We start from the raw sequence: 13,401 nt of genomic DNA, 5'->3' as shown, positions 1-13,401 counted from the left end.
TGATGAATTGTGAAAATCCTTGTCGCAGATTCAAAAGAGTTTTAGCATCCCGCTTTTTATAATGCAGTACACACGTAGCTGTCGTAGCTGCGGAGTACCTAACATATTGATGGGGAAATGCTATGAATGCCAAGCTTGATTCGACCGTAACGGCTCGTCCAGTCACCCGGGAAACCTTTGACCAGGTCCTCGTTCCTACCTACGCCCCTGCAGCCATGGTGCCCGTGCGCGGTTCCGGACTGGACCTGTGGGACCAGTCGGGCAAGCATTACCTCGATTTCACCTCCGGCATCGCCGTCAACAGCCTGGGCCACTGCTATCCGGCCCTGGTCGACGTGCTGACCAAGCAAATCAATAATTTGTGGCATTTGGGCAACGGCTACACCAACGAGCCCGTGCTGCGCCTGGCGCTGGCCCTGACGGAAGCGACCTTCGCCGACCGCGCCTTCTTCTGCAACTCGGGCGCGGAAGCCAACGAAGCGGCCCTGAAACTGGCACGCAAGTACGCGCACACCAAGTTCGGCGCGCACAAGTCGCGCATCATCTCGTGCTTCAGCTCCTTCCACGGCCGCACCCTGTTTACCGTCTCCGTCGGCGGCCAGGCCAAGTACACGGAAGGCTTCGAGCCGCTGCCGCCGTCGATCGACCATATCGCCTACAACGACATCGAAGCGGCGCGCGCCGCCATCGGCGATGACGTGTGCGCCGTGATCGTCGAGCCGGTACAGGGCGAAGGCGGCGTGGTGCCGGGTAATCCGGAATTCCTCAAGGAGCTGCGCGCCCTGTGCGACAAGACGGGCGCGCTGCTGATTTTCGACGAAGTCCAGAGCGGCATGGGCCGCACTGGCGCGTTGTTTGCCTACATGGGCTATGGCGTCACGCCGGACATCCTGACGGCCGCCAAGGCGCTGGGCAACGGCTACCCGATCGGCGCCATGCTGACCACCAACGAACTGGCGCAAACCCTGGCCGTCGGCACCCATGGCACCACCTACGGCGGCAACCCGCTGGCCGCCACCGTGGCCCTGACCGTGCTGGAGACGATCAACACGCCGGCATTCCTGGCGCGCGTCAAGGAAGCCAGCGTCAACACCATCGCCATGCTGCAAGGCTTGATCACGGATTACCCGCAAGTGTTCTCCGTGGTGCGCGGCAGCGGTTTGCTGCTGGGCCTGGTCGTCAGCGATGCCTGGAAGGGCCGCGCGAAAGACATCCAGAAAGCGGCCGAAGCGCAAGGCTTGATGGTGCTGATCGCCGGCATGGACGTGGTGCGCCTGGCGCCGGCCCTGATCGTCTCGGACGAACAGATTGCCGAAGCGGGCCGTCTGCTGCGCGCCGCCATCGACGGCATGCTGAAAGCCTGAGGCTAGCCTCGCTCCCTGTTTGATCACCGGCCCGCCGCTTTGCTGCGGGCCGGCTTGGTTCTACCCCCAGCATCGTCAGCATTGAAGGAGTACCCATGTATGTTGTCCGTCCGGTAGAAATTGCGGATATTGCAGCCCTCGAAGCGCTGGCCGCGGTAACCATGCCGGGTGTCCATACCCTGCCGAAGACGCGCGAGAAAATCGCCGCCTCCGTCGAGCGCTCCATCGCCTCGTTTGCCGCCCATGTCGACATCCCCAGCGAAGAGTCGTATCTCTTCGTGCTTGAATCCCTGTTCGACAAGAGCATTGCCGGTACGGCCGCCATCTTCGCCTCGGCTGGCTCGAACGGCACCTATTTTTCCTTTCGCAACGACGTCATTCAGCAAGTCTCGCGCGACCTGAACATCAGCCACAGCGTGCATGCGCTGACCCTGTGCTCGGAGTTGACGGCGTACTCGCAGCTGTCTGGCTTCTTTGTGCGCAACATGGAGCAGGCGGGCCTGGAAGCGGCCCTGCTGTCGCGCGCGCGGCTGCTGTTCGCCGTGCTTGCGCCGCACCGTTTCGGCGATCGCTTCTTCGTGCCGCTGGCCGGCATCACGGACGCCAACGGCCAGTCGCCGTTCTGGGACGCGTTGGGCCGCAAGTTCTTCCAGATGGATTTCCTCGATGCCGAAAAAGTCATCGGCGGCGCCCGCAACCGCACCTTGATCGTCGAACTGATGCCGCACTATCCCGTGTACGTGCCCCTGCTGCCTGGCGACGCGCAGGCGGCCATGGGCCAGATCCACCCGAGCGGCGAACTAGCGTTCAATTTGCTGACGGAAGAAGGCTTTGAAGCGGACGATTACATCGACATCTTCGATGGCGGCCCGATCCTGCAGGCGCACAAGCATGCGCTGCGCTCGTTTACGGGCTCGCTCACGCGCCGCGTGGTCGCAGGCGTCACGCCCAGCCGCACGGGCCTGAAAGTGCATTACGCGATCGCTTCGGGCGCGGAGCGCAACTTCCGCGCCGTCACCTTCACCTGCGATGCGCTCGAAGCGCAGGACACCGTTGGCTTGCCGGCCGAGCTGCTGGAAGCGCTGGCCGTGGCCGAAGGCGACAGCGTCATTTGCGTGCGCATCTAACCGAGAGAACATTATGCTAGTAGTACGCGCCATCAACGCCAATGACCTCGATGCCCTGTACGGCCTGGCCAGCCAGGTCGGCACCGGCATGACCACCCTCAAGCCGGACATGAAAATGCTGGGCGACCGCTTGGCGATTGCCTGCGCCTCGTTCGCCGAAACCATCGCGCCCGACAAGCGCGACTACATGTTCGTCATGGAGGATACCGACACGGGCCGCCTGGCCGGCGTGTGCGCCATCAAGGGCGCCGTGGGCCTGGAAGAGCCGTTCTATAACTACCGCATCGGCACCCTGGTCCATTCCAGCCGCGAACTCGACGTGTTTACGCGCATGGAAACCTTGTACCTGTCGAACGACCTGACGGGCAGCACGGAACTGTGCTCGCTGTTTTTGCACCCCGATTACCGCAGCGGCAACAACGGCAAGCTGCTGTCGAAAAGCCGGTTTCTGTTTATCGCCCAGTTCCCGCACCTGTTTACGGAAAAGCTGATCGCGGAGATGCGCGGCTACCAGGCGCCGGACGGCAGCTCGCCGTTCTACGAAGGCCTGGGCCGCCACTTCTTCAAGATGGATTTCCACCACGTCGACGACCTGACCAGCCTGGGCAAGAAATCGTTCATCGCCGAACTGATGCCGCGCCAGCCCATGTACGTGGCCTACCTGCCCGACGAGGCGCAGGAAGTCATCGGCAAGGTGCATCTGAGCACGGCGCCCGCGCGCCGTTTGCTGGAACAGGAAGGCTTGCACTTCGAAGGCTATGTCGACATTTTCGACGCCGGTCCCGTGCTGCAGGCGCGCGTCTCCGAACTGCGCGCCATGCGCGACAGTATGCCGGCCGTGCTCGACGCCGGGGCTGCGTCGGAAGCGTGCGGCGACGCCGCCCAGGCCGAACCTTACCTGGTGTCGAACACCGACCTGAAAGATTTCCGCATGATCGTCACCAGCGCCAATCCGCATAGCGGCAAGCTCGCGCTGGACGACGATGAACTGCATCTGCTGCGCTGCCATCACGGCGATACCGTGCGCACCTTGTCACTCAACCCGAGGAAGCATCCCCATGTCTAATGTGAATACCACGCAATCGAACTTCATCAACGGCGCCTGGCTGCCGGGCACGGGCCGCGAACTCGTCACCATCGACCCGTCGAACGGCAAGCAGACCTGGGCCAGCCTGGAAGCGACCGAGAAAGAAGTCGGACAAGCCTGCCAGGCCGCCCGCGCGGCCTTTGAAGCGTGGGCCGATACCCCCGTCGACGAGCGCATTGCCATCTGCGTGCGCTTTCGCGAGCTGCTCAAGGAGCATGCCGAGGCGCTGGCGCTCTTGATTTCGGAAGAAGTGGGCAAGCCCTTGTGGGAGTCGCGCACGGAAGTGGCCACCATGGCCAACAAGATCGATATTTCGGTACAGTCGTACCACGCGCGCACGGGCATCACGCAAAGCAAGATCGCCGATGGCGATGCCGTGCTGCGCCACCGTCCGCATGGCGTGTTCGGCGTCTTCGGCCCGTATAACTTCCCGGGCCACCTGCCGAACGGCCATATCGTGCCGGCCCTGATCGCCGGTAACACCATCGTCTTCAAGCCCAGCGAATACGCGCCGCGCACGGCCATCAAAACCGTGCAGCTGTGGCAGCAGGCGGGCTTGCCGAATGGCGTCGTCAACCTCGTCAACGGCGGGCGCGATACGGGCGTGGCGCTGGGCGCCAATGCGCACCTCGACGGCGTGCTGTTTACGGGTTCCTGCCAGACCGGCATCAGCCTGCACCGCCAGTTCGGCGGCCAGCCGGGCAAGATGCTGGCGCTGGAAATGGGCGGCAACAACGCCCTCGTCGTATGGGACGTGAAGGATGTGGACGCCGCCGTGCACCACGCGATCTTCTCGGCCTTTGTCTCGGCCGGGCAGCGCTGCACCTGCGCGCGCCGCCTGGTGGTACAGGACAACGCCTTTGGTGCCGCTTTTGTGGCGCGCCTGGTGGAAGTGGCGGCGAAACTGGGCATCGGCGCCTCTGACGCACAGCCGCAGCCGTTCATGGGGCCAGTGGTGTCCAGTGCCGTAGCCGCGCGCCTGGTGCAGGCGCAGGCGGACATGGTCGCCAAGGGCGGCACCACCCTGCTGCAGATGCGCCAGTTGAATCCCGAGGCGGGCTTTGTCACGGCCGGCATCGTCGACGTCACCGCTGCCGCCGGCATCCCCGACGAAGAATGGTTCGGCCCCCTGCTGCAAGTGATACGCGTGGCCGATTTCGATGCGGCCCTGAAGGTCGCCAACGCCACCGAATTCGGCCTGGCCGCGGCGCTGCTGTCCGACGATCCTGCCCTGTGGCAAACTTTTCAAACGCGCGCGCGCGCCGGCATCATCAACTGGAATCGTCCGACCACGGGCGCGGCCAGCACGGCGCCGTTTGGCGGCATCGGCAAGTCGGGCAACCACCGTCCTAGCGCGTATTACGCAGCCGACTATTGCGCCTACCCGGTCGCGTCGATCGAGAACAGCGTATTGGAACTGCCGGCCAAGCTGTCGCCCGGCCTGAATTTTTAAGGAAACCCCATGCACAGCACGCGCGAATACAATTTTGACGGCCTGGTCGGGCCATCGCATAACTATGCCGGACTGTCGTTCGGCAACGTGGCCTCGTTCAGCAATGTGAAAAGCGCTTCGAATCCGAAGCAGGCCGCCTTGCAGGGCCTGGCCAAGATGCGCGCCCTGGCCGCGCGCGGCTTTGCGCAAGCCTTGCTGCCGCCGCAGGACCGGCCGAATTTCCGCCTGCTGCGCTCCATCGGTTTCACGGGCACGGACGCCGAGGTGCTGGCGCGCGCCTACCAGGAATCGCCCGTCATCCTGGCCTGCGCCTATTCCGCCTCGCCCATGTGGACAGCGAATGCCGCCACGGTCAGCCCGTCGGCGGACACGCAAGATGGCCGCGTGCATTTCACGGCCGCCAACCTGAATAACAAGCTGCACCGCGCCTTCGAGCACGCGCAGTCGGCGCGCAGCCTACGCGCCATTTTCAGCGACGACAAGCACTTCGCCGTGCACGACGCGCTGCCGTCGACGCCCGCCTTTGGCGACGAGGGCGCGGCCAACCACACGCGTTTGGGCGCGAACCACGGCGCGCCGTCCGTTGAATTGTTCGTGTATGGCCGGGTGGAGTTCGATCCTTCCGCTCCGTCGCCGAAGCGCTATCCGGCGCGCCAGACGCTGGAAGCGTCGCAAGCCGTGGCGCGCCTGCATGGCCTGGAAGCGAAGCGCACCGTGTACGTGCAGCAGAATCCGGAAGTGATCGACCAGGGCGTGTTCCATAACGACGTCATCGCCGTCGGCAATGGCAATGTGCTGTTCTATCACGAACAGGCGTTTGCCGATGAAGGGGAAAGTCTGTCGCAGCTGCGCCGCGCCGTCGCCGCCACCGGGACGGAACTGCAAGCCTTGCGCGTGGACACGGGCCAGGTGCCGATCCAGGATGCGGTGACCAGCTATCTGTTCAACAGCCAGTTGCTGACGAAAGAGGGCGGCAAGATGGCGCTGGTGATACCGCAGGAATGCCAGGAAAACCGCGCCGTGTCGCGCTACCTGGAAGGCCTGGTGGCCAGCGGTGGACCCATTGATGAACTGATCCATTTCGACCTGCGCCAGAGCATGCGCAACGGCGGCGGGCCCGCTTGCCTGCGTTTGCGCGTGGCCCTGACGGAAACCGAGGCGCGCGCCATGCACCAGGGCGTGATCATGACGGAAACGCTGTACCATCGGCTGGTGCAGTGGGTGGAAAAACACTACCGCGACCATCTGGAGCCGGGTGACCTGGCCGACCCGCAGCTGGCGCTGGAAGTGCATGCGGCGCTTGAAGAATTGACGATCATCCTCAACTTACCGGGATTGTACGACTTGTAGGCGATAGAAAACACACAGAAAAAATCCGAGACAGACTATCCGTAGCACAGAATTGGACGGGCGACCCCCGTCTCTTGACACCGCTGCCGCCCAGCCACAAGCCCGAACGACAGCGTTGGACATTCACATTACCGTAATGGAGATGCAAGATGAATCACACGCCACAAGATTTGCGTACACAAACGCTGGAGCTGATTAACGCGGCTGGCAATGCAGGCAAGGCGGCGGCGCCTGTCGTGCAGCTGGTGCAGGCATGGCTCGACTCGCTCGACGCCGAAGACCTGGCCGACATCGCGCCCGATAGCCTGGCGCCCGTGCTGGTTGACGGCTTCACGCAAGCGGCCAAGCGCACCGGCAGCGGCTGCCAAATCGCCACCCTGCGTTATGCGGATGGCCGTGGCGGCATGGCGAGCGCCTTGCTGATCCTGAACGAAGACATGCCTTACCTGGTCGATTCCATCGTCATGGCCATGCGCCGCCAGCACCTGGCCGTGCGCGGCGTGATGAATACCGTGCTGCCCGTGCGCCGCGCTCTTGATGGCAGCGTGGAAGCGGTGCGCCAGCCGGGCGACCCGCTCGAATCGTATGTGCTGGTGCTGCTCGACGAAGAGCTGGCGCCGGAAGCCCTGGCCGCGCTGGTCGCCGCCCTGGAGACGGTCGCGCGTGACGCTGCCGTCGTGCGCCGCGATGCCGCCGCCATGAGCGAGCGCCTGGCCACCGTCGCCACGGCTGCAGCGCAGCATGGCGAAGAGGGCGCGGAAGTGGCCGCCTTCCTGGAATGGGCCCGCAGCGGCGGCTTTGAAGTATTCGGCTACGCCTATTACCGCGTCAAGCCGGGCGTGCGTGAACTCGAACGCGACATCCCGAGCCGCGTCGGCGTGCTGCAGGATACGGCGCACCCCGTGTACGGCACCTGCCTGGCGAATATTCCCGGCGACTTCGACACCCTGGCCAAGCGCGACTCGGCGCTGTCCATCGTCAAGGCCGACGTGGCGGGTACTTTGCACCGCGACCAGCAGCTGGACTTCATCGGCGTGCGCGACATGGATGCGCAAGGCGCGATCCTGGGCGAGCATTGCTTCGTCGGCCTGTTCACCCGCGCCGGCAATTCAACCCCGTTGGCGGCGCTGCCGTTTGCGCGCGGCCGCGTGGCCAAGGTATTGAGCCTGGCCGGCGTGCGCCAGCAAGGCTTCCGCGCCGAGAAATTCCGCGAAATCCTCGAATCCCTGCCGCGCACCGAAGCGCTGGAAGCGGACCTGGACTGGCTGGCGCAAGTATGCGGTTCCGTCGTTTCGCTGTACAAGCAGCCGCGCACCAAGGTCTTCGCGCGCCGCGACGTGTACGCGCGCCACCTGAACGTGCTGGTCTACCTGCCGCGCGAGCGCTACAGCGCCAGCGTCGCATCGAGCCTGGCAAAAGCCCTGCAAGCCAGTTCCGGCGCCACGCATGTGAGCACGCAAACCCTGGTGGCCGATGGCCCCCTGGCGCGCGTCTACCTGATCGCCCACGCCGCGCGCTACCCGCTGGATCTGGAAACGGATATCGAACAGCCGCTGCTGGGCGTGCTCGATGGCTGGCATAACGGCTTTGCCGCCGTGGCCGACGCCGTGCCCGACGTGGCCCTGCGCGCCAGCCTGCGCAAACTCTGCGCTACTTTGCCGCTCGACTACGTGGCCGCCACCGCGCCGGCCGTCGCCTTCCGCGACCTCGACACCATCCTGCGCAATACCGATCCGGCGCACGTGGCCGTGCGCATCGAGACGGGCGCCGTTACCACCATTCGCCTGTACTCGGCCAACAAGGTGCCGCCGCTGTCGACCATTTTGCCGGCCCTGCACAATGCGGGCGTGGCCATCGACCGCGAACAGGCATACTCGGTTTCGCTGCTTGATACCACGCGCTATTTCGTCACCAGCCTGACGGTCGATGCCGCCAGCGCGGCGAAACTGGCGCAGCCATCGGTCGTCGCCGTGGCGCAGGAATTGTTTGCCGCCCTGTTCAACGACACGGCCGAAGATGGCCGCCTGAATGGCCTCGTCATCGAAGGCGGCTTGTCGACGCGCGAAGTGCAGCTGGTGCGCGCCTACACCAGCTACTGGCGCCAGACGGGCAGCCGCTTCTCGGTGCGCTACATCGCCGAAAGCCTGCGCAAGCAGCCGGCCCAGGTCAAAGCCCTGGTCGAAGCCTTCCTGCAGCGCTTTGATCCTTCGCTGTCCGACGCGCAGCATGCAGCCGCCCTGGAGGCAATCGCCGCCATCAAGGCCGGCCTGCCATCCGTGAACCACGCCGATACCGAGGAAATCCTCGGCGCGCTGGCCGACCTGATGGCCGCCACCCTGCGCACCAGCTACTTCCAGAACAATCAACAAGGCGACAAGATCATCTTCAAGTTCGACACCAGCAGCCTGGCGCTGGTGCCGGAACCGCGTCCTTACCGCGAGATTTTTGTCTTCTCGCGCCGCTTCGAAGGCGTGCACCTGCGCGGCGGCCCCGTCGCCCGTGGCGGCTTGCGCTGGTCCGACCGCATGGAAGACTACCGCACCGAAGTGCTGGGCCTCGTCAAGGCCCAGATGGTCAAAAATGCCGTCATCGTGCCGGCCGGCGCGAAGGGTGGTTTTGTCTGCAAGATGATGCCGAAGGACGCCGTGCGTGAAACCATCGCGGCCGAAGGCGAAGCCGTCTACCGCCTGTTCATTTCCAGCCTGCTGGAAGTGACGGACAACCGCTCGCTTGGCAATATCGTCCCGCCGGTCGACACCGTCTGCTTCGACGACGCCGACCCGTACCTGGTGGTGGCCGCCGACAAGGGCACGGCCACGTTCTCGGACATCGCCAACGGCATCGCCGTGCAGCGCGGTTTCTGGCTCGGCGACGCCTTCGCCTCGGGCGGCTCGAACGGCTACGACCACAAGAAGCTGGGCATCACGGCCAAGGGCGCATTCGAAGCCGTGAAGCGCCACTTCTATGAGATGGACCACGACCTCAATACCACCCCGGTCACCATGGTCGGCGTGGGCGACATGTCGGGCGACGTGTTCGGCAATGGCGTATTGCTGTCGCGCCAGCTGAAACTGGTGGCCGCATTCGACCACCGCCACATCTTCCTCGACCCGACACCGGACGTCGCCGTCTCGTTCGACGAACGCGCGCGCCTGTTCGCCTTGCCGCGCTCCTCGTGGGACGATTACAACAAGGAGCTGATTTCGGCAGGCGGCGGCGTGTATCCGCGTTCCGCGCGCACGATTGAGCTGTCGCCGCAGATCCGCGCCGCGCTCGATATCGCAGAAACCTCGCTGGCGCCGGAAGAACTGATGCACCGTATCCTGAAGTCGCCCGTGGACCTGTTCTACAACGGCGGCATCGGCACCTACATCAAGGCATCGACCGAGACGCACGCACAGGTGAAGGACCGCGCGAATGACCATATCCGCGTCAGCGGCAATGAGCTGCGCGTGAAGGTCGTGGCCGAAGGGGGGAATTTGGGTGCGACGCAGGCCGGCCGTATCGAGTTCGCGCTGGCGGGCGGACGCATCTTCACCGATGCGATCGACAATTCGGCCGGCGTGGATTGCTCGGACCATGAAGTGAACGTGAAAATCTGGCTGGACGTGGAAGTCAATGCGGGCAAGCTGACGGAAGCCGAACGCAACCGCGAGCTGTATGCGATGACGGACGACGTCGAACGCCTGGTCTTGCGCGACAACACGCAGCAGACGCATTTGCTGGTGCGCGAGTTGCAGGCGCAAGGCGAAAGCACCGTGCAGGATGGCTATGCCGCCCTGATCGCCAGCCTGGAAGAAGAGGGCGCCCTGTCGCGCGAACTGGAGCAACTGCCGTCGGTGGCCGAACTGGCACGTCGCAAGGCAGACGGCCGTGGCCTGACCACGCCGGAACTGGCGGTGGTGATCGCCAACGTGAAGAACCGCTTCAAGCGCATCCTGTCCGCCTTGCCTTTGACGGACGAAACGTGGGCCGAGCCGGTGCTCAAACCCTACTTCCCATCCTTGCTGGTGGCAACCCGTTCGGCGCTCGACCATCCGCTGGCCAATGCCATCCTGGCGACCGTGCTGGCCAATGAAGTGATCAACCGCTGCGGCCCGCTGATGATCCGCAACCTGGCGGCCGAACATGGCGTGGACGAGTCGGCAGTGATTCTGGCCTGGGGCCAGGCCTGGGTGGCGCTGAACCTGGCGCCCGTGTTCGACGCGCTCGACGCGGATGCCCTGACGGTGCCGCGCGACGTGTCGATCAGGGTCGATGCGCAAACGCGCGTGCTGCAGCAGACGATGATCGCCGGCGTGCTGTCCGTGCCGGCCGAGCAACTGCGCGGCGCCGGCCTGGCCGAGCTGACTGGCCTGTTTGGTGCGGAATCGAAGCGCGAGCTGCTCAAAGCCGTCGGCATCAAGTCGGAAGCGGCGCTGGTGCCGGGCTTGACGCCCGCCTTCGTGCAGGCGTGGGATGCGGTCGATGCGCTGGAAGTCGTTGCCGGCTTCCTGTTCCCGGCCCTGTCCGTGCCGCGCCCTGCCTCGATGGACCTGGCCGCCTTCCTGCAAGTGGGCCTGGCCCTGCGCAGCCAGGCGGGCATCGACACGCTGGAGCGTGGCCTGAAGCTGGCCGCGCAAGGCAAGTCGCAGGAACAGTTGCGCAACTATGCGCAGCAAGCCCTGCGCCGCACGCAACAGCGTCTGCTGACGCAGGTGCTGGCGCGCGCCGAGCAAGGCAATGCGGGCCAGGCCGTCGATGCGGTGACGGGCGCGCTGGGCCTGTCGGCCTATGTGGCGGCGACGGAACTGGAGCAAGCCATGCTGGACGTGTGGACGCTCTCCGAGGCGGTGAATAAAGTGGCAGTGGAAGCGGCGGTGTAATGACGCAAGAAGTACGACAAGTTGGACAGGGTGCTGGCGGCTTGCCGCCAGCCGTGCAGGCGCTGGCGCAGGCCGATTTCAGCGGTGTGGCGCAGCTGTTCGCCAACGCCGGTTTCACGGTGGCCTTGCCGGCACCCGGCATGCTGCAAGTCGTCAAGCCGCAAGCCGATAAGGGCCGCCCCAGCGTGGCCGTTTCTGTCGGCGTGCATGGCGACGAGACGGGGCCGATCGAAGTGCTCGCGCATTTGCTCGACGCCTTGTCGCGCGATGCGTCGGCACTGGCCGTCGACTTGCTCGTCTGCGTGGGCAATGTCGATGCGATCCGTGCCGGCAAGCGTTTTATTGACGCCGACCTGAATCGCATGTTCCGCCCCGTGCGGGGCAGCCTGGCGCAAGCGGCGGAAAGCGCGCGCGCCGATGAAATGATCGCCGCGACCAAAGCGTTCTTTGACGCGGCGGGCTCCGTGCGCTGGCACCTGGATTTGCACACGGCCATCCGGCCTTCCGTGTACCCCACGTTTGCCATCGTGCCGGACCTGGTGGCCGATGACGCCAAGGCGCAGCTGATAGCCTGGCTGGGCCAGGCGGCCATCGGCGCCATCATCATGAATCCGCAGTCGGCCGGCACGTATAGTTATTATTCGGCCGAACATTGCGGCGCGGCCGCCAGCACGGTGGAACTGGGCCGCGTGGGCACCCTGGGGCAGAACGATTTATCGCTGTTCGACGACGTGTCGCGGGCGCTGGATGGCTTGCTGCGCGGCCTGCCTGCGCAGCCCGTCAAGGCGCAACCGCACGTGTTCAAGGTGGCGCAGGAAATCATCAAGCACAGCGATGAATTCCGCATGGCTTTTGATCGCAGCACGCAGAATTTTACGTCGCTGCCGCAACATGCCGTGATCGCCAGCGATGGCGAGCACGTCTACACGGTGCGGCACGCGGAAGAGCTGGTGGTGTTCCCGAACCCGGACGTGCGGGTGGGCTTGCGCGCCGGTTTGATGGTGGTGCGCGTGGCTTGATCGTCCAGTCCTCACACAGCATTTGGCGCCAGCCGGGGAAACCCGCCTGGCGTTTTTTTCATGAAAAAATGCCGCACGGAAATAATTATCCATTAAGCAATTGATTGGTTTAAAATATTTACCCTTTGCAATTTTTTGGACCGATCATGTTGAAACGCCTGCTGACAGCCTTGCTGTGCCTGACCCTCTCCGGCTTCACGGCCGCCGCCCCTGCCGAGGAGAAGGCCGTCGCACCGGAAATGACGGCCGAGCAGTTCCTCGCCCAGTTGCACCTGCAGCGCGGCAAGATCACCTTGCCGGGCGGCATCGCCACCCTGGATTTGCCCGCCAACTTCCGTTATCTGTCGCCGACGGACGCCGAGCGCGTGCTGGTCGATGCCTGGGGCAATCCACCGGGCATGGAATCGCTGGGCATGATCGTGCCCGCCAAGACCAGCGTGCTCGAGCGCGATAGCTGGGGCGTCATCGTCACGTATGAAAAGGAAGGGCATATCAAGGATGACGATGCGGACAGCATCAAATACGACGAATTGCTCAAGGATATGCAGGCGTCCGTGCTGGAAAACAATGCGGAGCGCAAGAAGCAGGGTTATCCGGGCATCCATTTGATGGGCTGGGCGGAAAAACCCAGCTATGCCAAGGATACGCACAAGCTGTACTGGGCCAAGGACTTGATGGTCGATGGCGGCGAGCACTCGCTGAACTACAACGTGCGCGTGCTGGGCCGCGAAGGCGTGCTGAACCTGAACGCGATCGCCAGCATGCAGCAGATCGAAGCGATCAAGAAGGAAATGCAGCAAGTGACGGCGTTCACGGAATTTACCGACGGTAACCGCTACACGGACTTCGACAGCAAGACGGACAAGGTGGCTGAATATGGCCTGGCGGCGCTGGTGGCCGGCGGCGTGGCCAGCAAGCTGGGCCTGTTCGGCAAGCTGCTGGCGCTGCTGCTGGCCTTCAAGAAAGTGCTGATCCTGGCCGTGGTCGGCGCTGGCGCGGCCATCGTCAAGTTTTTCGGCGGCAAGCGCAAGGACAAGCCGCAGCCGCAGACAGCACCGCAGCCGGAAACGGCTGAACAGCCCGGCCATGCACCCGATGGCAAGGTAAATCTGGAAAAGTAGGATGAACTGAGCCGC

Annotated in this window: 8 protein-coding genes; all 8 read left to right on the top strand. The window is 64.3% G+C overall.

Annotated elements, in window-relative coordinates; all coding sequences use genetic code 11:
• Positions 1 to 122 precede the first annotated feature (122 nt).
• Entirely contained in the window at positions 123 to 1,364 is a 1,242-nt protein-coding gene (gene astC / locus IGS61_RS08790; protein WP_230539223.1) for an acetylornithine/succinylornithine family transaminase, read from the top strand.
• 95 nt (positions 1,365 to 1,459) lie between these two features.
• Positions 1,460 to 2,491, top strand: coding sequence for an arginine N-succinyltransferase (locus tag IGS61_RS08785; protein WP_230539222.1), 1,032 nt, complete (start codon positions 1,460 to 1,462; stop codon positions 2,489 to 2,491).
• Positions 2,492 to 2,504: 13 nt separating this feature from the next.
• Entirely contained in the window at positions 2,505 to 3,557 is a 1,053-nt protein-coding gene (gene astA, locus IGS61_RS08780) for an arginine N-succinyltransferase (RefSeq protein ID WP_230539221.1), read from the top strand.
• The gene (astD, locus tag IGS61_RS08775; RefSeq protein ID WP_230539220.1) at positions 3,550 to 5,031 is read left to right on the top strand and encodes a succinylglutamate-semialdehyde dehydrogenase; all 1,482 of its coding nucleotides are present in this window, start codon (positions 3,550 to 3,552) and stop codon (positions 5,029 to 5,031) included. Before astA ends, astD begins: the two co-directional genes overlap by 8 nt.
• Before the next feature lie 9 nt (positions 5,032 to 5,040).
• Positions 5,041 to 6,381, top strand: coding sequence for an N-succinylarginine dihydrolase (astB, locus tag IGS61_RS08770; RefSeq protein WP_230539219.1), 1,341 nt, complete (start codon positions 5,041 to 5,043; stop codon positions 6,379 to 6,381).
• A gap of 149 nt (positions 6,382 to 6,530) precedes the next feature.
• Positions 6,531 to 11,246 carry an NAD-glutamate dehydrogenase domain-containing protein gene (locus IGS61_RS08765; RefSeq protein WP_230539218.1) on the top strand — a complete coding sequence of 1,572 codons (4,716 nt, stop codon included), beginning with the start codon at positions 6,531 to 6,533 and terminating at the stop codon, positions 11,244 to 11,246.
• Complete coding sequence (locus IGS61_RS08760) at positions 11,246 to 12,265, top strand: succinylglutamate desuccinylase (protein ID WP_230539217.1); 1,020 nt, start codon at positions 11,246 to 11,248, stop codon at positions 12,263 to 12,265. The genes IGS61_RS08765 and IGS61_RS08760 overlap by 1 nt, the downstream gene beginning before the upstream one ends.
• Positions 12,266 to 12,411: 146 nt before the next feature.
• Entirely contained in the window at positions 12,412 to 13,386 is a 975-nt protein-coding gene (locus tag IGS61_RS08755; RefSeq protein ID WP_230539216.1) for a DUF2167 domain-containing protein, read from the top strand.
• Positions 13,387 to 13,401: the final 15 nt, after the last annotated feature.

The organism is Janthinobacterium sp. FW305-129, assembly GCF_020858115.1.
Lineage (GTDB): Bacteria > Pseudomonadota > Gammaproteobacteria > Burkholderiales > Burkholderiaceae_D > Janthinobacterium.
The sequence above is the reverse complement of the archived record's forward strand: the minus strand, read 5'-3'. Positions and strand labels throughout refer to the sequence as shown.